At 40.5% G+C, this 19,157-nt stretch carries 15 protein-coding genes and 2 pseudogenes; 3 read left to right on the top strand and 14 right to left on the bottom strand.

Annotated elements, in window-relative coordinates:
- Nucleotides 1-36 precede the first annotated feature (36 nt).
- Complete coding sequence (locus ACFW35_RS17185) at nucleotides 37-525, top strand: hypothetical protein (RefSeq protein WP_379847656.1); 489 nt, start codon at nucleotides 37-39, stop codon at nucleotides 523-525.
- Nucleotides 526-757: 232 nt separating this feature from the next.
- Here ACFW35_RS17185 and ACFW35_RS17180 read toward each other — a convergent pair whose 3' ends face one another.
- Both ACFW35_RS17180 and ACFW35_RS17175 read right to left on the bottom strand, forming a co-directional pair.
- A complete protein-coding gene (locus ACFW35_RS17180) occupies nucleotides 758-1,891 on the bottom strand; it encodes an NAD(P)/FAD-dependent oxidoreductase (RefSeq protein WP_379847655.1) in 1,134 nt (377 codons plus the stop codon).
- Between the two features lie 144 nt (nucleotides 1,892-2,035).
- A complete protein-coding gene (locus ACFW35_RS17175) occupies nucleotides 2,036-3,160 on the bottom strand; it encodes an NADH-dependent flavin oxidoreductase (protein WP_379847653.1) in 1,125 nt (374 codons plus the stop codon).
- Nucleotides 3,161-3,360: 200 nt separating this feature from the next.
- Between ACFW35_RS17175 and ACFW35_RS17170 the strand changes: the two are divergent.
- Nucleotides 3,361-3,545, top strand: a pseudogene (locus tag ACFW35_RS17170) (tryptophan-rich sensory protein); the annotation flags it as partial.
- Between the two features lie 31 nt (nucleotides 3,546-3,576).
- Here ACFW35_RS17170 and ACFW35_RS17165 read toward each other — a convergent pair.
- From ACFW35_RS17165 to ACFW35_RS17150, 4 genes are all read right to left on the bottom strand, one after another.
- On the bottom strand, nucleotides 3,577-4,284 hold the full coding sequence (locus tag ACFW35_RS17165; protein WP_379847652.1) for a VCBS repeat-containing protein: 708 nt from the start codon (nucleotides 4,282-4,284) through the stop codon (nucleotides 3,577-3,579).
- 533 nt (nucleotides 4,285-4,817) lie between these two features.
- The gene (locus ACFW35_RS17160) at nucleotides 4,818-5,168 is read right to left on the bottom strand and encodes a hypothetical protein (RefSeq protein WP_379847650.1); all 351 of its coding nucleotides are present in this window, start codon (nucleotides 5,166-5,168) and stop codon (nucleotides 4,818-4,820) included.
- A 167-nt stretch (nucleotides 5,169-5,335) separates the two neighbouring features.
- Nucleotides 5,336-6,421: a PQQ-dependent sugar dehydrogenase gene (locus tag ACFW35_RS17155; protein ID WP_425590104.1), complete on the bottom strand. Its 1,086-nt coding sequence runs from the start codon at nucleotides 6,419-6,421 to the stop codon at nucleotides 5,336-5,338.
- Nucleotides 6,422-6,613: 192 nt separating this feature from the next.
- Entirely contained in the window at nucleotides 6,614-7,582 is a 969-nt protein-coding gene (locus ACFW35_RS17150; RefSeq protein ID WP_379847646.1) for an NAD(P)-dependent alcohol dehydrogenase, read from the bottom strand.
- Nucleotides 7,583-7,841: 259 nt separating this feature from the next.
- Between ACFW35_RS17150 and ACFW35_RS17145 the strand changes: the two are divergent.
- Nucleotides 7,842-9,344: pseudogene (locus tag ACFW35_RS17145) on the top strand (multicopper oxidase family protein).
- Nucleotides 9,345-9,405: 61 nt separating this feature from the next.
- Here ACFW35_RS17145 and ACFW35_RS17140 read toward each other — a convergent pair.
- From ACFW35_RS17140 to ACFW35_RS17105, 8 genes are all read right to left on the bottom strand, one after another.
- On the bottom strand, nucleotides 9,406-9,801 hold the full coding sequence (locus ACFW35_RS17140) for a VOC family protein (protein WP_379847644.1): 396 nt from the start codon (nucleotides 9,799-9,801) through the stop codon (nucleotides 9,406-9,408).
- A gap of 160 nt (nucleotides 9,802-9,961) precedes the next feature.
- On the bottom strand, nucleotides 9,962-11,200 hold the full coding sequence (gene sstT, locus ACFW35_RS17135) for a serine/threonine transporter SstT (protein WP_379847643.1): 1,239 nt from the start codon (nucleotides 11,198-11,200) through the stop codon (nucleotides 9,962-9,964).
- Between the two features lie 354 nt (nucleotides 11,201-11,554).
- Nucleotides 11,555-13,222: a M4 family metallopeptidase gene (locus ACFW35_RS17130; protein WP_379847641.1), complete on the bottom strand. Its 1,668-nt coding sequence runs from the start codon at nucleotides 13,220-13,222 to the stop codon at nucleotides 11,555-11,557.
- A 296-nt stretch (nucleotides 13,223-13,518) separates the two neighbouring features.
- Entirely contained in the window at nucleotides 13,519-14,190 is a 672-nt protein-coding gene (locus ACFW35_RS17125; RefSeq protein ID WP_379847640.1) for a Type 1 glutamine amidotransferase-like domain-containing protein, read from the bottom strand.
- A gap of 208 nt (nucleotides 14,191-14,398) precedes the next feature.
- Entirely contained in the window at nucleotides 14,399-15,352 is a 954-nt protein-coding gene (locus ACFW35_RS17120) for a tRNA dihydrouridine synthase (RefSeq protein ID WP_379847638.1), read from the bottom strand.
- Between the two features lie 179 nt (nucleotides 15,353-15,531).
- On the bottom strand, nucleotides 15,532-16,908 hold the full coding sequence (rlmD, locus tag ACFW35_RS17115; RefSeq protein ID WP_379847637.1) for a 23S rRNA (uracil(1939)-C(5))-methyltransferase RlmD: 1,377 nt from the start codon (nucleotides 16,906-16,908) through the stop codon (nucleotides 15,532-15,534).
- 117 nt (nucleotides 16,909-17,025) lie between these two features.
- Nucleotides 17,026-18,351 carry a S8 family serine peptidase gene (locus ACFW35_RS17110; RefSeq protein WP_379847635.1) on the bottom strand — a complete coding sequence of 442 codons (1,326 nt, stop codon included), beginning with the start codon at nucleotides 18,349-18,351 and terminating at the stop codon, nucleotides 17,026-17,028.
- A gap of 105 nt (nucleotides 18,352-18,456) precedes the next feature.
- The gene (locus ACFW35_RS17105; protein ID WP_379847634.1) at nucleotides 18,457-19,083 is read right to left on the bottom strand and encodes a class I SAM-dependent methyltransferase; all 627 of its coding nucleotides are present in this window, start codon (nucleotides 19,081-19,083) and stop codon (nucleotides 18,457-18,459) included.
- Nucleotides 19,084-19,157 lie beyond the last annotated feature (74 nt).

Genomic DNA, 19,157 nt, shown 5'->3' with positions numbered 1-19,157 from the left:
GGTCGCCTGTAAAGCGACATTTTGGAGGCTGATCTTATGCTCGATCAAAAAATAATTAAAGAACTAGAAGCTTATATACATAACCACTTAATTATTGAATTACAAGACCGTATGTACTCCGATATGAAGGAAGAGTGTATTTCCGAAAGCCTTCATATTGAACTTGATCATTTTATTAAAAATAATCAAAAACCAACTCTTCAGGAAGTATTGTTTCGTTTCATTGATCAAAAAGCTGCAAGTGACACAGAGATTTACAAAAGAGCTGGCATTGACCGCAGACATTTTTCAAAAATCAGATCCAGTTCGGATTATCGCCCTAAGAAAAGTACTGTGATTGCACTTGCGTTAGCACTTGAGCTAGATGAGGTAGAATTCCACCAACTGCTTGAGTCAGGCGGATATTCACTTTCCGATAGCGAAACTGCTGATTTGGTTATCAAATTCTGTTTAGAAAAAAAGATTTATGATGTTATTCAAGTTAATGAGTACTTGGATTACTTTAGCCAAAAAACATTGGTGTAGGATAGGACAATTTTTGGGAAGTGAAATCTGGATACCCTCTTCGGTATTGTCTTAAGGAATCCCACGAAAAATGGGAATAATCCCACGTTAATTGATTTTTTCCCACGTTAGATCACATTAATCCCACGTTAATTTGAATATAACCACGAGTCGACATCTCGCGACAAGTTTCGTGATCTTTATACCCCCAACCATAACTAAAAAGACAACCCTAAAGTTGTCTTTTTACCTTCTATTTGAGATTTTCAAGTGCTCCTGCTATATCATAGCTGCTTATGTCAATTTCAGTTTGTTGATTGAGAGCAAGTTTTGCAAGTTCCGCGCCAAGGTAAGGACCGCTTGTTAAACCGGATGCTCCTAATCCGTTGGCAAGCAGGATGTTCTCAAAGTTAGGCAGAGGACCGATCACCGGCAAGAATCCAGGCGTAAATGGCCGGAATCCAACTCGTGTCTCGATTATAGTACTGTATGCTAAACCAGGCGCAACAGTTAATGACTTTGTTAAAATCTCATTGACTCCACCAGCTGTTACGCGATTATCAAACCCCGCATCATCCTCGTGTGTTGCACCGACAACGATTCTGCCACCTTCGAATGTAAGTATATATTGATTGGTTGGAGGCATCACAACTGGCCAAGAATCTGTCTCAGTCTGAGGCAATTCCAGATGAACGATTTGAGCCTTTTGGGGTGTAACTTTGAAATTAACACCAAGTGGCTTCAGTAATTCTTGTGACCATGCGCCTGCTGTAACGATGACTTTGTCTGCAAGCAGCGTTTTCCCCTCTAGTTTTATTCCGAGGACTCTATTGTTTTCATGAAAGATTGTTGCGTCACCATTTAATAGACTAGCTCCGTTCTTAACAGCTGCACTGATTAATGCATTTCGCAGTGCCCTTCCATTCACACGAGCACCACCGCTCACAAAAACAGATCCGTATTCATCTGCAATAGGTGGGAATAAACGTTGTGTTTCAGTAGGCGAAAGGACAGTGACCTCCCCAATCTCAGGAGCGTCTTCTCTCCGATTGATCGCTCTTTCCGCCATCTTCTCCAACTTATCCGTGTCTGAATGAAGACTTATTGCACCTACTTGTTTATAACCTGTTTCCGTTTCGCCGTCTGCTTCCAACTGCGCAATCAATTCCGGATAATAGCGAGCACCGCCTTTTACTAATTGATACCAGGCTTTGTTCCGGCGCTGCGAAAGCCATGGACACACGATGCCTGCAGCTGCATCTGTTGCCTGCCCCTGATCTCGACGATCTACTAAAGTAACATCAGCCCCTGATTTTGCAAGGTGATATGCTGTAGATGCGCCGAGTATACCAGCTCCGATCACTATAGCTTTTTGCATTATAAACATTCCTTTATTCCATATGTATTTTTGTTATAAGTTTAACTGTATTATTTCATATAATAACACGTAAAAAACCCTGATTTTCTGCAGGATGATATTAAATGCATAACGAACAACAAAAAAGAAGCAGGGTAATCCTGCTCCTCTTCATTAATTAACTCCGGGGAACCAACCAGGTGTACTCACAATAGCCTTCCATAAGGGATCTGGAACGACTAGTTCCTCTTGTTTCGTTTTATCAATCTTAGTAACGATCTCTGATTCTTTACCTTGTTCAATTTTTTTCACAAAATCCGGGTCAATAATAAGCTCTCGACCAAGCGCTATTAAAGGTACTCCTGTTTTAATTGCAGCAAGTGCATCATCAGCAGTGTAGATTGAACCAACACCAATAACTGGTACGAGATCTCCCACTCTTTCATTGATAATCTCAATACGAGGACGTTTATCTTCAACTCCACGTCTTGGCTCTGACCAGAAATCCATCAGGGAAACATGAAGGTAATCCAGCTTTTTTACACTTAACGCATCTACAAGTGCTAGTGTATCAGCCATCGTGATCCCTGGTGTTGTAGGTTCTTCTGGTGAAAAACGATAACCGACGAGAAATGAATCATCTGCGTGTTCAGCAACTGCTTTTTTAACAGAGTCAACTACAGCCAGGGGAAAAGCCATACGTTTTTCTAAAGAACCACCCCATTGATCTTCACGGCGATTAGCGTGAGGCGAGAAAAACTGCTGAATTAAATATCCATTTGCACCGTGAATCTCAACGCCATCGTAACCTGCCTCGATTGCCCGTCTTGTAGCTTCTCCAAAATCCCGAATAATAGATTCCACCTCATGAACATCTAATGGTCGCGGAACTGGTTTACCTTCTGCGGATGGTATGTCACTTGCACTTACGACGTCTCCGTTTGGAACTAGTTCAGGCGGAACCTCCCGTCCACCATGAAAAATCTGGAGAATAGCCTTTGAACCTTTCCCTTTTATAGCCGAAGCCAACCGCCGCAGACTTGGAATCATATCGTCTGTATCCCCAGCAAATTCACCTGGGAACCCTTTACCGTTCGCTGTAACGTTTGTACAGGCTGTAATGACCATACCAACACCTTCAGACCGTCGCTCATAATAACGGATCTCTTGGTCGGTTACCGTCCCATCTGGATTAGATGAGAAATTGGTCATTGGCGCCATGATTAATCGGTTTTTCAACTCAATCCCGTTTTTGAAACTAAATGACTTAAACATTGGCGCATACTTCTCGTTCATCATGTTCTCTCTCCACCTTTTTATCTTTTTTATACTTTCTTTTTTTAAGTAACTATTATAATAATATTCTGTGCTCCCAAAATCAAAAGATACGATTCTTCGTTTTAGTAATGAATCATAAAGGGAACAGTATACTTCTAAGAAGATGCAGACTCATCGCTTTTCGTATTCTCCCCTACTAAACAGGAGGTAAAACATGAAATTTTCAATTCAGCCATAAAGATTTATTCGCAGCAACTGTTGATGCATTTTTGATTGCCTTGACTACTCTTCTTTTAATCATCGTTGCCGGCCGATTAAACAAAGTCTCTGCCTGCTCCTTGTCCCTTATCTTCTTTGGAGTTCATTTGCCACTTTTCTATCATGGACGATATATAGCTTAAATTAAAAAGATCTAGCCCGAAGACTAGATCTTTTTGTTAATAACCAGAAATGGCGACATTTTGATTTTGAAGGTTAAAGCGGTTTTCTTTCCAAGCCAGTGTGTTCACCACATAACCGAGTGCATCGGCATTATACCTTCCTGCTATTTTTTGATACGCCATCAGCTCATAGACTCCATTAGAATCAAAATCTAAGGGATATAACCCGCTTAGTGGATTAACAAAGCCCTCAATAGGACTTTTCAATTTTCCATTCGCATCATAAATTTCGGTCAAGTACTCTGGATCTCTTAAAGAAATATCAATTAAGTATGTGAGATTATTAATCCTGCTGACTACTTTCACTTTGCAGTTGTTTTGGAAATTAACATCATACTGAAATTGTTCGTTATATACATTAAAATCGAATATCATCTGCGGGTTATTATTTACGAAAGAAAAAACGTAGTCATATGTGAACGCGCCGCTTCCCCCTGAGTCAATGCGTATTAAAATATCGTCCACACCGTTTCCGGTAAAATCCCCTAAAAATAACGTGGGGTTATAACCAGCGTTATCGGATAGATCCACTGATTTATATGCACCTGTTCTTCCGTCCTGAACGACAAGCGTAATGTTTTGAATAAAGGGACTGTCAGGTGTTTTTGTTCCCGTTAAGTACACGTTGTCAGGAACCTTATCTCCCGTGACATCACCTTTGGCAAAAGAAACAACACTTGGATCCACTCTGTAATAGTTATACATAAATAATGCTCCTTGCCTAACTGGACTTTTATACATATCCTATGGGCAGTATGGAGAATTGTTACTATGTAAAATTTATGAAGTGGCTAGAAATTATGTATGAAAAATAATAAGGTTAACAGCCCTTAAAAATTGGTATAATTCACTTTCGGACTTAAATTTATATGAATAGCCATACGTTATAGGTGTTTGACCTGTATTAACTCTTTTTGGAACCGGCTAAGTGCAGTACTGTTATAAATTCCGTTACTTTTATGTTGCAATCCTTTATTTTCTTCCACTGTTTGAGGATGAACCACTATGCTAATCTCTTTATTTGGCAGCAAATAAATGACATGACATCCCCAGTATGTATGTTTTCAATTCAATCGCTTTGCTCGTTTCCTTTGTCAACTTGAAATCATTTTTTGTAAAAATACTCTTCAAATTATCCATCATTTATCTCCCTCTCCTATTGAACAATCTAAGCTTAATAGAGAAATAATAAAAAGCCAACACAAAATGTTGACCTTCATAAATGACAAATCTTAAATTTATTGAGATTCATAACCCATTTGCCCTAAAAGCTGTTTAGCTGAAGTTAATCTTTGTACTGCTTGCTGCTGCCAGCTGATTATGTTTTCAAGAAATGGTTTAAACTCATCAGGGGCATCGTCTCTCATTACAGGCAGCCATTTGGTTACTTCTTGATCTCTTTTCAGTCCATTGTTTACACATGAAACCAAAATGCGAATGATTGTCTCATGCGTTTCACCGTTTTGCAGACGTATTGCACTTCCTGCTGCTGTCACTCGATGATATGAAGCTGGGACTAGACTGTTGTGCATTTCAGCATTTCCTTTTAGGTCTGCTGTTGCCGGGATAACAAATAATTGAGTACTCATGGAACAAACCATTTCCTCGGCATATAAGCTTTGATTTAGAAGTTGTAAAACAGCTGTCCAATCCTGTCTATATCTATAAGAATTCAACACTTTCACCCACTTTTAAAAATTCATAATATCATATGAGATATGGGTGTTTTTGTTTCAATGTAATTTAAGCGAATTTATCACTGCTCCAATAAAGGCAGTTTCAACAATTTATCATCTCCTTCTCGCGGAGTGCCTCTTCCGTCACGATTATTCGTAATCGTATATAATGCGTTACCTTCAATCAGCACATCACGCATTCTCCCTGCACTTTGAAAAAAAGTATCGACCGTTTTCTCATCCAGATTAACCACTAAAATTTGTTCGCCGCGTAAATTCGATACATAGATTTTGTTATCTGTAATGGCCATTCCCGATGGTGCCCACGTATCATCCCCTGAATGAAAAATCGGTGAAACCATGCCAGATTCTTGTTCATCGCCTTCAATATTCGGCCAGCCATAGTTTTTCCCTGGCTCAACTAAATTAATTTCATCATGTGCAGATTGACCATGCTCTGAGCTATACAGAATTCCGTTTTTGTCCCAAGCTAGCCCTTGCGGATTTCGATGGCCATATGAATAGACAAGAGAATTATTAAATGGATTATCGCCCGGAATCGAACCATCCAACTCCATGCGTAAGATCTTCCCGGCTAACGTTTGAAGGTTTTGAGCATTTTCCGGATTCCCTGCATCGCCAGCGGTAGCATACAATTTACCATCAGGGCCAATTTGAATTCGTCCGCCGTTATGGATTCTGCCTCCTGGGATTTCCTCAAGTATAATTCCTTTTTCCGTCCATGTATTACCGGCCAATTTCAATGCAATTATTCGGTTTAAAACAGCACCATCTTCTCTATAGGTATGGTATGCGATCGCTTCTTGAGAAGTATTAAAATCAGGAGCCAGAATGAAACCTAGCAATCCTCCCTCTCCACTGTGCAGAATTTTCTTTGTAACTTCCATATTTTGAACCGTTTTTGTTCCGCTATCACCATCAACTTTAACAATATAGCCAGGTCGTTGGCTTAAATAAAAGGTGTTATTCTGTTTTGTAATATTCCAAGGTATGTCCAAATCTGTTGTAATCACCTCAGCTTGTCTTGCAAGAACTTCTACTGTATCCTTCTCGCTTTCCTCGGATGTATTTTTGCCATCATTGAAGCATCCAGAAAGTAATAAAACCGAAACCAGAATGAATAAAAACCTTTTCAATGCCAACACCCCCATTTCATAATTTTTATTCCTAAAAATAGTTTAGCCAGATTATTAAAGAATCTAACAAAATAACCTTATTGTATAAAATTATACCATTTGAATGAGACTGCTTCTGATTTACAAAATGAAAAAAGGAACTCCATACAGCGAGCTCCTTCTTAAAACTGATCCGATTATAAGATAAATCCCATTCACTCTTCATATCGTGATAACTACTTTCCCTTGAGCGTGTCCTTCTTCAAAGTACCTAAAAGCCTCGGATACTTCACTTAACTTGTAACATCTATCAATAACAGGTTTTACTTTGCCGGTCTCAAGAAGTTCTTTCACATAAATTAGATCCTTTTGGTTTTGCCTTTGTAAAAAGGTACTTACCTTCTTACTCCCTGTCATTGAAATCCACGGACCTAGAAACATAGCTTGGGACAATTGAGAACCTGAACCTCCTACATTAACAAAAATTCCATTAGGTTTTAAAGCTCTTTTATATACTGAAATTGGCTGAGAACCATTAACACCAAGAATCAGATCATAATGGTCAATTTTTTCAGAAATATCCTCTTTCGTATAATCTATTATATTGTCTGCACCATTTGAGCGCGCAATACCTAAGTTTCTCGAACTGCATACAGCCGTTACCTCAGCTCCAAATGATTTTGCAATTTGAACAGCGAATGTTCCCACACCGCCAGAGGCACCATAAATCAAAACTTTTTGGCCGGTCTGGATTTTACCTTTATCGCGCAGACTTTGAAGGGCAGTAACTGCCGCCATCGGTACCGCAGCGGCTTCTTCGAAAGATAGATTAGCTGGTTTCATTGCTAATGCACTTTCGGCTGCAGTTACATATTCAGCATAACCACCCCACCCACAACTTGAAAGATCACCGAACACTTCATCACCCGGCTTAAACTGTATTACATCTTTTCCGACAGCTTCCACCCGCCCGGCAATGTCACCTCCGGGTATTGGGTATTTTGGTTTTGTGAGACCGAAAGCAAAGCGGGCCAAGAACGGTTCTCCTTTTAAAAGAACCAAATTGCCATAATTTAAGGATGATGCATGAACCTTCACTAGTACTTGATTGTCCTTTGGAATAGGCTTTTCTACTTCTTCAAATCGAAGTACATCAGGTGAACCATATTTGTTACAAACGATAGCTTTCATAACATTCCCCCTAATTAATATAGACAACTAAAGACCCATTAATTAAAGATATTCATTTAATAGTATGAAAGACTTATTGATAAAAAAACATTTGGTATTAGTTAATCGAATTCCCTTTTTTAGCGACTGCTTATATATCTAGGCAGCTTCAAAGCCAAATGCGCATCTTGCTTTAAAAAAGTTTTATGACTGGGCATTCAAACAAGCAATAACTATTTGATAGCCATTGATTATAGAAGGGGACACTTTTAAAAAGGAGATTGAATTATTTGGAGTTAGAAAAATTAAGCCAAAGGAACAATTTAAAGGGGAACCTCTGTATGAGATGCGTATGATCGAGACCCTTCACAAGTTTCATAGAGATCTGCCTGCAGCCAAAGTATGGGGCTACAATGGGCTAGTGCCTGGTCCAACATTTAATGTTGAAAGAAATCAGCCTATATATGTGAGATGGACAAACCATTTACCCCTTAAACATTTTTTACCTGTTGATAAAACGATTCACGGAGCCCATCATAATCCGGAAGTGCGTACCGTTGTCCATCTGCATGAAAGTCCATAAGAACCAGACAGCGATGGTCATCCTGAAGCATGGTTTACGAGAAACTTTTGGCAAACTGGTCCTCACTTTAAGAAAGAAATCTATCATTATCCGAATGCAGAACGGGCATCTTGCCTTTGGTATCATGACCATGCACTCGTTATTACCCGCTTAAATGTGTATGCAGGTCTTGCAGGTCTTTACTTTATTCGCGATAAGCATGAAAGAACACTTCCGCTTCCAAAAGGAAAATACGAAATACCGCTTGTCATTCAAGATAAATCCTTTAATCCAGATGGTTCGCTGTTCTATCCTGCCCAGCCAGAAAATCCGCCACCTAATATACCATACCCTTCTATCGTCTCAGCATTTTTAGGGAATACCATTACCGTCAACGGAAAAGTTTGGCCATATTTACAAGTGCAGCCCCGAAAGTACAGATTTCGCCTCTTGAACGTTTCTAATACCAGAACATATAAATATCAATTCAGCAACCATATGCCATTTTATTTAATTGGGACGGATGGCGGCCTTCTTGAACGCCCCATCAGGGTAGAAAGTTTAGATGTTTCACCAGCCGAACGTGTTGATATCGTTGTTGATTTTTCAAAGCTAAGAGGACAAAACATTGTATTGCAAGATGGTTTTGAATTAGGAAATCCAACCGGAGATATCATGGAAATCCAAGTAACTAAGCCTTTATCTTTTCCTGATCAATCATGGGTCCCACTCCACCTAAGTCACATTGAGCCTTTTTCATTAAATTGTGTAAGAAAAGTAAGACGGTTAACATTACAGGATTCACAAGATGAATTCGGACGCCTTATGCTATTGTTTGATGATAAAACATGGATGGATCCAAAAACAGAGACACCGCTGATTGGTTCTACAGAAATATGGGAGCTAGTGAATGAAACTCCCGGGATTCATCCTATTCATATACATCTGGTCAATTTCCGCGTAATTGATCGTTACGATGAGAACGGAAATCTAGTAGAACCTCTCCCAGCAGATTTCGGTTTGAAAGATACCGTTCTCGTAGCAGGCGGACAAACGGTTCGAATCATTATGAAGTTCCAGCCTTATTGCGGGGATTATATATGGCACTGCCACCGTTTAGAGCACGAAGATCACGACATGATGAGACCGTTAACAATCCTGCCCTGTAATTTTTTTCATGGGGCTAATTTTTCAAAGCTAAATGGACATCATTCAGACTGATAATTTGTATAAAATTTAAAAAGGCAACTCCCCAAGATCGGGTGTTGCCTTCTTGAATTATTTATTTTGCATTTTCATCAGGTTGATGGATTCCGAAAATATTACCCTCTGTATCTATGTAATATCCTTGCCACGCCATTCCTGGAAGCGCATATTTTGGCATTGCGACCTTCCCGCCATGCTCTAGAATCTTACTCTCTGTCTGGTCGAAATTTTCTACTCCCATTGTACAAGTAAAGCCATTTACAGGTTGATTAGGTTCTGGCGGTGGACTTTGCCGCTTCATTAGAGCGCCATTGATCCCTGGTGTATTCTCGTCACCTGTTACTGCTCCAAAATATGGCAATCCCGCGTACTCACTCCAATCCTGAAACGACCAACCAAACACTTCTCCATAAAACTTCATTGCTCGTTCCATGTCATCCACATGAATTTCAAAATGAATTAATCTTCCCATGATTAACCTCCTGTGGTTATAAAATAATCACCACTTAAGTCATTCCATGCACTTCCTAATAATTCCTCTTATATTATGGGTATTTGTGAACGAAAACGGCACCTCCAACACTAAGATCGTTGGGGTGCCATTCTTTTTGCAATGCAAGAAAATTTCTTGCTTAAGCTGCTTTTTCAATATTTATTTCTTTGCCATCTTTACGCCACTCTTTATATTCAGCTGCAGCAGTAAAAAGTACGTCAGTTGATGAGTTCAGAGCCGTTTCAAATGAGTCTTGCAGCACGCCAATGATAAAGCCTACTCCAACTACCTGCATAGCCACATCACCTGGAATTCCAAATAAACTGCAAGCGAGAGGAATCAGTAATAGTGATCCACCAGCAACCCCTGAAGCGCCACAAGCACAGATAGCGGATAGGACGCTAAGGAGAATTGCAGTACCCAGATCAACCTGAATATCTAGTGTATGAACAGCGGCAAGTGTCAAAACTGATATGGTAACAGCAGCGCCAGCCATATTAATGGTTGCCCCTAATGGAATGGATACTGAATAACTATCCTTATCCAAACCTAGCTTCTCACATAATTTCATATTTACAGGAATATTGGAAGCTGAGCTGCGGGTAAAGAAAGCTGTGATACCACTTTCCTTCAAACAATTGAATACAAGTGGATAAGGGTTTTGCCTTATAGCCATGAACACAATGATCGGATTGACAACAAGCGCTACGAAAATCATACAACCGATCAATAACGCAAGTAACTTCCCATAGCTTAGTAATGATTCAATACCGTTTGACGTGATTGATTCAACAACTAATCCCATGATTCCTAGCGGCGCAAGCTTAATCACCCAAGTAACCAGTTTAGCTACAGCATCCGAAACATTAGAGATCATCGTTTTTGTCGTATCCTGTGCATTTCTTAATGCCAGACCTAAAAGTACCGCCCATGCCAAAATACCGATGTAGTTTGCGTTAACAAGGGCGTTAAATGGATTATCAACAACGTTCATCAGCAAGGTTTTGAGTACTTCCACAACACCACCCGGAGGAGTTACACCTTCTGCTCCCTTTCCAAGGGTCAAACCTACTGGGAAGATAAAACTTGCAATAACAGCGATTAATCCTGCTAGAAATGTTCCTAAAAGATATAAAGAGATAATCGATTTCATGTTCGTTTGTTGGCCCGCCTTATGTTGCGCGATAGCCGACATAACCAGGAATAATACCAGCACAGGTGCAATAGCTTTTAGAGCACCTACAAATAAAGAGCCAAAAATAACAACAGGTTTTGCTGCTTGCGGAATCGTTACAGCTAGGATAATACCAACAATCAATCCAATAATGATTTGTTTAACAAGACTCAATTGATTCCACTTTTTCAGTATACTTTTCATAGATGTCATCACCAATCTAAGTTAGAATTGTAAAGCTGTTTAATCTCAAAAACCTGCAGTAAAACAAAGTCTTTTGCAAGGAAACAATAGGATGTACACCTAATGTATTCCACCCGAAAAAGACAACTGTCTTCCTAATAAATTGTATTATAGTGGGTATTTTGATAGATTACAATTTATTTATAAAAGTTGTAATTATTTGAATATTTTAAATAATTATTGCTGTTGCTATAAGTAGAGTGGATTTCCATTCCAGGATGCTCGCTTTCCTATTAGAAATGGACAACAGAAAGCACCTCAGTGGTTATTCCTGAGGTGCCTCTTATCTAGAATACATCCGTGATAATTTTTCTTTTAGTAAATTCCCACCGCATCAAATCCTGCGTTTACAGCATTCTCTTCGGCACTTCCTTCCCCATAAAGGTCGCTTGCTGACTGAACGAGAGCCTGGCGAGCGTCGCTAAAATTGGAATTTGAAGTTAGATAAACAGATAAAGCACGATAATAAATCTTCCCTAATTTTTCTCTTCCAAGTTCTTGTCCAATCAAGTATGCTGCATGGTTTGTAATGGAAGAGTTAACATGAACACCGCCATTATCTACATTAAGCGGCATGTTATAAAATTCATCCATATGAGCTGGATACACTCCACTGCCGTAAGCTGCTCTTTGCGGATTACTTACGACAACGCTGTTTGGATCACTTAAGCTGCGCAGTCTTGTGACACCATCGGCTTTTGCAGCTGGTGCCATAATGTCCTCGCCCATTTCCCAATCACTGTCGTCAACGAGCGCACCAAAAACGTCAGCAAATGATTCATTTAGTGCACCGGATTGATTGCGGTATGCCAAGTTCGCAGTATGAGAGATCACACCATGAGTCATTTCATGGGCTGCAACGTCAAGACCGGCTGATAATGGAATGAAAAACTTACCGTCGCCATCCCCATAAGCCATATAACGCCCATTCCAGAACGCATTATTGTAATCGACACCTATGTGTACATAAGAATTAATTGCCATTCCTTCTCCATCCAGAGAATTGCGACCATGTTCGTTTAGATAATACTCATAAACTTTCTCAGAATTATAATGAGCATCTACGGCCGCCCGATCATAGTCGCTTATGAAAGACGCAGAATTCCCTGTATATAGGGCGTCATTGCTGGAGTCCCAATCAGCTGTAGCATCATAAGTGAAGATTCCTTCAAGATTTTCATGTGAGTAGTCTGCTAAAGCAAATTTCGTGCTTGAATTATCTTCCTTCACACGGGTAATATGCAGGTTCCTGTGTTCACCATGCACACCTTTTCCCGAGCCAGTTTGCGTTTTATTTTCCTCAGCATGCATCAAGCCATTAAACTTATCAATCACTTCTCCTGACTTTGCATCCACGTACACAAACCAGTTTCCTGGCTCATCACCCATGAAGTTAACATTCACTTTATAAGCTGTATGATTTTTATTTTTAAAAGGATAAACGACAAGCTCAGCAGTTGGGTCATATGTCAGTTCTTCTGGAGCATTAACAGACGATAATGCAGCTTGAAGTGCTGCTTCACTGCTGAGAGAAGCAGTTGTATCCACTGCCTCAACAGCAAGAGTCTGATTTGTTCTGCCGTTCACAGATACTACTTCATTATTTTTATTAAAATGTGCAATAATTTCAGATCCTTCTACAGGAATTCCATTGATTGCTTGAGTAAAGCGGACATGCGTCATGCCCAGTTCATCTCTTTGTACACTTTTCACTTTTAAATTTTTATCAGGATTGTTGATCCCGATCTTATCTTGATTTTTCTTCAAATAATTTAAGGCATTAGAAGGACTGCTAGAAGAGAACTTTTCCGCCGAACGCTCCTTCACAAAAAAAGGAACACTCGTTTTTTTTTCATTCCACTCTTTAGAAGCTTGTACGCTAACTTCACTAGAGTTAATAGGTTGTGCAAGGACGTTTACGGGAATTGAGCCTACCAACAGTGCTGACGACAAAAGTACAGGTGCTAAAAGCTTTTTCTTCACTATGTAATACCTCCTATTAATTGGATAGTCTTCATTATAGAGGAGAAGAAAAAGTTTCGAATGAACAATAAGAATTATCTTAATTTTACAAAAATATAAATTATAGCTAATTATTTTAGGGTGTGTAGGTAGAATATACCAAATAGGATAAGGGAAAATCACTGCTAAGTAATTTATAAAAGCATAAAAAAGAAGGAGTTAGCAGGTTTTTATCCTGCTTTTCTCCTTCTTCTAATCAATCTTTATTCTGACTTTTGTTTTAGTAAGTGTGAATTATAAGCTTCATTACTTTAGAACTAATTTTGCGTAAACAGTTTCCAATGCCCTTCGGATACAACTTCGACCTCTCCATCGATCACTTTGATGGCGGTTTGATCATCAATTGCATACGCCGGCCCCTGCATCCCGGCTGCCCATTTCTCTGCAGCAGCCATCGTGTTATATGGCAGCATGTCGTGATCCACATGGGGGAACATTGCAAAATTGACCAGGCCTAGTGTTTTATCACCACCGTTGGGTGGAGTCCAGCCTACGAAGAATTCCCCAATGTTTGGTGCCATCACCATGCTCCCAGCACTCATTCCCACATAGACTGCGGGAAGCGAAGGCAAGAGATCTGCCAGCCCTGACTGCTGCATCCAGTGGTACAGGTAGAGAGCGTCGCCGCCCGACACCAACAGGACGTCCGTCTCGCGGACCAGCGGTACCCATCGTTCTTCATCAATGCTTGGCAGCGCTGTGAGCTCCAGCACCCCAACAGACTTCCAGCCCAGATCAACCATTGGATTCTCAGAATTCCCGCTGATGAATTCCCAAGTTTTCACGCCTGGTCCGACCCAAGGATGTCCGTACATCGCAGTGGGGATGCACAGTGCGCTAGATTCGGCGATCGGCTTGTCCAGCATATCAACTAGCGCATCGTGTATGCTTTTGTTATTAACGCCTGCAGATGTAAGCAGCAATTTCATAACGTAACTCCTCCTTGTCGTTACAATATTCTGATTGCATATTTTATTCTGCAAGGGCTTCCGTCTTCCTCTATCCCATAACTTTTTAGTCAATTTATAAGGACTCGAACTCTAGTAATGAAGTGAAAAATAAATAAACAAAAACAGTATGTAACCCATGAGTTTCCATACTGTTTTCACTGTATTTTCTATATGCTTTTATAAGTCATCAGTCTAAGTTAGCAAGCAATGCACGCACTTCATCTGTTGATTTCGTGTTCATCAATTGATTTCGCAATTCAGCCGCTCTAGGGAATCCTTTGACATAGATTTTGAAAAAACGATGAAGCCCTGTGATTGAACGCGGTACTTCTTCTGCATATTGATCCTGAAGGTCAAGCTGCAGTCTTAAAAGATCAAGGTATTCTTGGCTGCTATGCTCTCTTGGCTCTTTTTCAAAAGCAAAGGGATTTTTAAAAATCCCTCTCCCGATCATTACACCATCAATACCGTATTTCTCAGCAAGCTGCAGTCCGACTTGACGGTCAGGGATGTCTCCATTGATGGTTAGCAGTGTATCTGGTGCGATATGGTCACGCAGTTTTTTGATTTCGGGAATAAGCTCCCAATGTGCAGGTACTAGGCTCATTTCCTCTCTTGTACGTAAATGAATAGAAAGGTTTGCAATATCTTGTTTTAAAATATGCGTAAGCCACTCCTCCCACTCATTTACCTCCTTGAAGCCAAGTCGTGTTTTCACACTGACAGGCAGTCCGCCTGCTTTTGCTGCTTGAATAAGTTCTGCTGCAACATCCGGACGCAGAATAAGGCCGCTTCCTTTCCCTCTTGAAGCTACATTTGGTACAGGGCAGCCCATATTTATATCAATGCCTTTAAATCCCATCTCTTTCATGCCAATGCTCATTTGGCGGAAATATTCGGGATTATCACCCCAAATATGTGCCACTATCGGCTGTTCATCTTCTGTAAACGTCAAACGGCCGCGGACACTTTTTAAGCCTTCCGGATGACAATAGCTATCCGAGTTTGTAAACTCTGTGAAAAACACATCTGGCCGCCCGGCTTTACTTACAACATGACGAAAAACTACATCTGTCACATCTTCCATTGGTGCAAGTACAAAAAATGGACGCGGTAAATCACGCCAAAAATTATCTATCATTTCAAGCTCAAATCCTCTCAATATGGATAATAATCCAGGTAAAAAAATATTCCTTTACACTTATATCATGTCTTTAAACTGATTATCAATCACTGTACATCTATAAATTATGGAAAATTATTAAACAGAATAAAATAAACTAAAAAGCCTCATCCACCAAGGAATAAGGCTCCTTAAAGTTATGAGAGTACAAGCTTCGCAACTGCTTCAACATGCGTCGTCTGCGGAAACATATCAACGGGCTGTACTTCCACAGTTTTAAATCCACCATCTTCTAAAACACGGAGGTCACGGGCCAATGTTGCCGGATTACAGCTTACATAGACAACGCGTTCAGGCTTCATCTCGATAATCGTTTTTAAGAGTTCCTCGTCACAGCCTTTACGCGGCGGATCGACTACGATCGCGTCTGGCGTGATGCCTTGTTTCTTCCACTCAGGAATCACATCTTCTGACTTTCCTACTGCGAACTCAGCATTTGTGATGTTGTTTAATTCTGCGTTTCGTCTTGCATCTTCAATGGCTTCTGGTACGATTTCTACTCCGTACACTTTCTTGGCTTTTTGAGCGAGGAAAAGTGAGATTGTGCCGATCCCGCAGTACGCATCAATAACAGTTTCGTCTCCGTTCAATTCGGCGTATTTTAACGCTTGATCGTAAAGTACTTTCGTTTGATCTGGGTTGATCTGATAAAAAGATCGAGCTGATATGGCGAACTTGATGTCACCGATATAATCATGAATATATTCAGCACCCCATAGCACTCGTGTTTCATCACCAAAAATTACATTCGTACGCTTAGAGTTCACGTTTTGCACGATTGATTTTATCTCTGGAAGTGCTGATGTAATGTCTTCAATAATCTTTTTACGCTGCGGCAGATCTTTGCCGTTTGTGACCAAAACAATCATTAAATCACCAGTAGTTTTACCATATCGTGCGATGATATGGCGGAGAATGCCTTTGTGTTTTTGTTCGTCATAAGCTGTAATGTTGTACTTATTAACGATTTCTTTCACCGCTTGAACGGCATCATCGTTCGTATCTCCCGTAATAATGCAGCTGTCCATCTCTACGATTTCGTGGCTGCGTTTTTGGTAGAAGCCTGTGATGATTCTACCGTCACGCTGACCTACTGGTACTTGTGCTTTGTTTCGGTAGCGCCACGGCTCGTCACCCATACCGAGTGTTGGCAATACAGGTACTCCCTCAAGTTTTCCGATTCGTGTGAGTACATCTTCTACCTGCTTGCGTTTATATTCTAACTGTCCTTCATAGGATAGATGCTGAAGCTGGCAGCCTCCGCACCATTTGTAGATCGGGCATGGCGGTTCAACTCGTTCTGGACTCTCTTCTATAAGTTCTTCTAATCTTCCGAAACCGAATCCCTTTTTAACGCCAACAACCTTTATCTTTGCACGCTCTCCAGGCAAAGTATTCGGTACAAACAAAGTAAACCCATTAACGCGCGCAACTCCAGCGCCTTCATGGGTTAAATCTACTATATCAACTTCATAACTCTCATTTTTATGAACAGGCAAATCAGCCTTTGTCATTTTCATCGTCCCTTTTTGTCCATTATGCTTTTCTGATTGTAGCACAACTGCTTATGGACACCAAATGGCAAAATATAAAAAGAACAGACCCAAAAATTCAGGTCTGTTCACTGTTCATTAATTACCAGCCGCTTTTACAGCTTCATATGCATTTACGTATCCAGCTCCCACTTCATGAAGCTTATAGCCAGCCATCGGATCAGCTGTTGATTCCAGCAATTGAAGAACTTGGTCCGGCTGCAAGTTCGGGTTCGCTTCAAGCATTAGAGCTGCAACACCTGAAATGTGCGGTGTAGCCATGCTTGTGCCGCTTGCTGTTGTGTAGTTTGCAAGGTGTTCCGGCTCAATATATTCTGCATCTGTTACTGAACCAAGTGCGTTCATGACCACGCCAGTTTTTGATTTTGTAGAAACGATATCAACACCTGGTGCTGTAATGTCCGGGTGAAGCAGGTTATCTCCTTCAACTCCTCGAGATGAGAAGTCTGCCAGCTGCTTGTCCTTTGTTCCGGCAGCAACCGAAATGACCCAAGGAGCTGCAGAATAAGGATTTAACGTGTTATCGTCTGGCCCTTCATTACCCGCTGCGAACGTTACGACCATCCCAGCGTCATGTGCTTCTTTACTTGCTACGTTGATTGGATCGTTTGCCGAGTAATCACCTGTTGTTCCCCAGCTGTTTGAAATGACGTCAATGCCGTACTCTTCTTGATTTTCAATCGCATAGTTAAATGCTTCTAACGCCCAAAAGATGTTGATTCCTTCACCTGTGCTAAGACCTACCAGCTTCGCGTCTGGTGCAACGCCTGTATACAACCCTTCACTCGCTGTTCCAAGTCCTGCGATTGTTCCGGCAACGTGAGTTCCATGACCAGAAGAAGTATCAGTGTTTTGAACATTTTCAAGGTAAAGCGGTTCGTTCGAGAACAAATCCCCCGCTAAGAATTTTACGTTTTGAATAACTTTTTCTTCGCCAAACGGCAGATCAGGATGTGTAGCATCGATTCCGCTGTCAATAACGGCAACAGTTGTACCCTTTCCTGTAAATCCTAACTCGTTCCATACTCGCTCAGCCCCTATTAATTTGCGGCTGTCTTTCATTAAAAAGTTTAGGTCTTTGTTATGGTAGACCGATACTGCATCTAAACTGCTTGATAGGAGTGATGTAATCTCAAGCTTCGTTCCTTTAACAGCAACCATTGGCAGTTTGCTGAACGTTTTTGTTTCCAAACCTAGATTTTGCAGTGCTGTTACATCTGATGAACTCGGCAATGATTCATACGTAACTACCGCTTCTACCAGTGTGTTAGATGTAAGATCACTAAGGACTTTCGTCAACTCCGTGTCTACTTCTATACCAGCAACCGCCTTCGCATTTTGCTGTGGCAGGAAAAAAGCTGCAGCCATCATGAATGTTAAGCACAACGCAAAAAACTTTTTCATAACCAAACCCCTCCGCTTCCTTTTTTATGAATTGCTTTAATTTTCTAACAAAATAAAGGAAGAGACAATCATGCAAAGGGGATAAATCGCATTACTGTAAATGGACTATACTGATATATCGTTTGATAGGCTTTCCCGTGCGACGATAATGGTATAAAGGTCATTAATCGTCTTGTATTCCTTTGTAATTTCAATCGGAAAGTCACTCTTAATTTTGTAAAAATCACGAGTAATATCCGTCCCGATCACTGAAGTGATTTTGTTTAGGAATCTTCTAACCACATTCGGTTTCTGATTGGAATCTATAAATTTATCAAATATCAATAACGTGCCGCCAGGGCTTAAACAGTTCAAACTTTTCTCTAGTACTTTTTCAGGATGCTCTACAACACTTAGGATTAAATTTAATACGATAACTTCGAACTTTTGATTACCGAAATCCATGTCTTCAGCATTCATTTGGAGCAGTGTAATATCCCAGCTGATCTTTTTACTCTCAGCAATTCTTAACATGTCTTCAGAAAGATCAATACCTGTAACAGACGCACCTGCGGGCAAAAACGGAAAATCTTCGCCTGTACCTACTCCAACTAACAATAAAGAGTCCCCTTGCCGAACTTCAATTTCAGAAAAAGCTTGCTGCCGTGCCTTCCGAAAAAGACGGTTGCCCATAAACTTATCGTAGAAAGGTGCCAGCCTTTTATACTTTTGGATATTTGAGTTGTTCTTCATATTGAATTTCTCCCCCTTTAATTTCCCCATCAAAAAAAGAACACCTAATAGCTCTATGCTTAGGTGTTCAATCT

It is taken from the genome of Fictibacillus sp. NPDC058756, from assembly GCF_042746035.1.
In the GTDB taxonomy this organism is placed as follows: domain Bacteria; phylum Bacillota; class Bacilli; order Bacillales; family Fictibacillaceae; genus Fictibacillus.
Note: the sequence above shows the minus strand (reverse complement) of the source record. Positions and strands in the feature narration are given on the sequence as shown.

What these genes read in the sequence shown, in the direction of transcription:
- ACFW35_RS17185 (WP_379847656.1), top strand. Translation starts at nt 37, where the DNA reads ATGCTCGATCAAAAAATAATTAAAGAACTAGAAGCTTATATACATAAC.
- ACFW35_RS17180 (WP_379847655.1), bottom strand. Translation starts at nt 1,891, where the DNA reads ATGTTTATAATGCAAAAAGCTATAGTGATCGGAGCTGGTATACTCGGC.
- ACFW35_RS17175 (WP_379847653.1), bottom strand. Translation starts at nt 3,160, where the DNA reads ATGATGAACGAGAAGTATGCGCCAATGTTTAAGTCATTTAGTTTCAAA.
- ACFW35_RS17165 (WP_379847652.1), bottom strand. Translation starts at nt 4,284, where the DNA reads ATGTATAACTATTACAGAGTGGATCCAAGTGTTGTTTCTTTTGCCAAA.
- ACFW35_RS17160 (WP_379847650.1), bottom strand. Translation starts at nt 5,168, where the DNA reads ATGAGTACTCAATTATTTGTTATCCCGGCAACAGCAGACCTAAAAGGA.
- ACFW35_RS17150 (WP_379847646.1), bottom strand. Translation starts at nt 7,582, where the DNA reads ATGAAAGCTATCGTTTGTAACAAATATGGTTCACCTGATGTACTTCGA.
- ACFW35_RS17140 (WP_379847644.1), bottom strand. Translation starts at nt 9,801, where the DNA reads ATGGGAAGATTAATTCATTTTGAAATTCATGTGGATGACATGGAACGA.
- sstT (WP_379847643.1), bottom strand. Translation starts at nt 11,200, where the DNA reads ATGAAAAGTATACTGAAAAAGTGGAATCAATTGAGTCTTGTTAAACAA.
- ACFW35_RS17125 (WP_379847640.1), bottom strand. Translation starts at nt 14,190, where the DNA reads ATGAAATTGCTGCTTACATCTGCAGGCGTTAATAACAAAAGCATACAC.
- ACFW35_RS17120 (WP_379847638.1), bottom strand. Translation starts at nt 15,352, where the DNA reads ATGATAGATAATTTTTGGCGTGATTTACCGCGTCCATTTTTTGTACTT.
- rlmD (WP_379847637.1), bottom strand. Translation starts at nt 16,908, where the DNA reads ATGACAAAGGCTGATTTGCCTGTTCATAAAAATGAGAGTTATGAAGTT.
- ACFW35_RS17110 (WP_379847635.1), bottom strand. Translation starts at nt 18,351, where the DNA reads ATGAAAAAGTTTTTTGCGTTGTGCTTAACATTCATGATGGCTGCAGCT.
- ACFW35_RS17105 (WP_379847634.1), bottom strand. Translation starts at nt 19,083, where the DNA reads ATGAAGAACAACTCAAATATCCAAAAGTATAAAAGGCTGGCACCTTTC.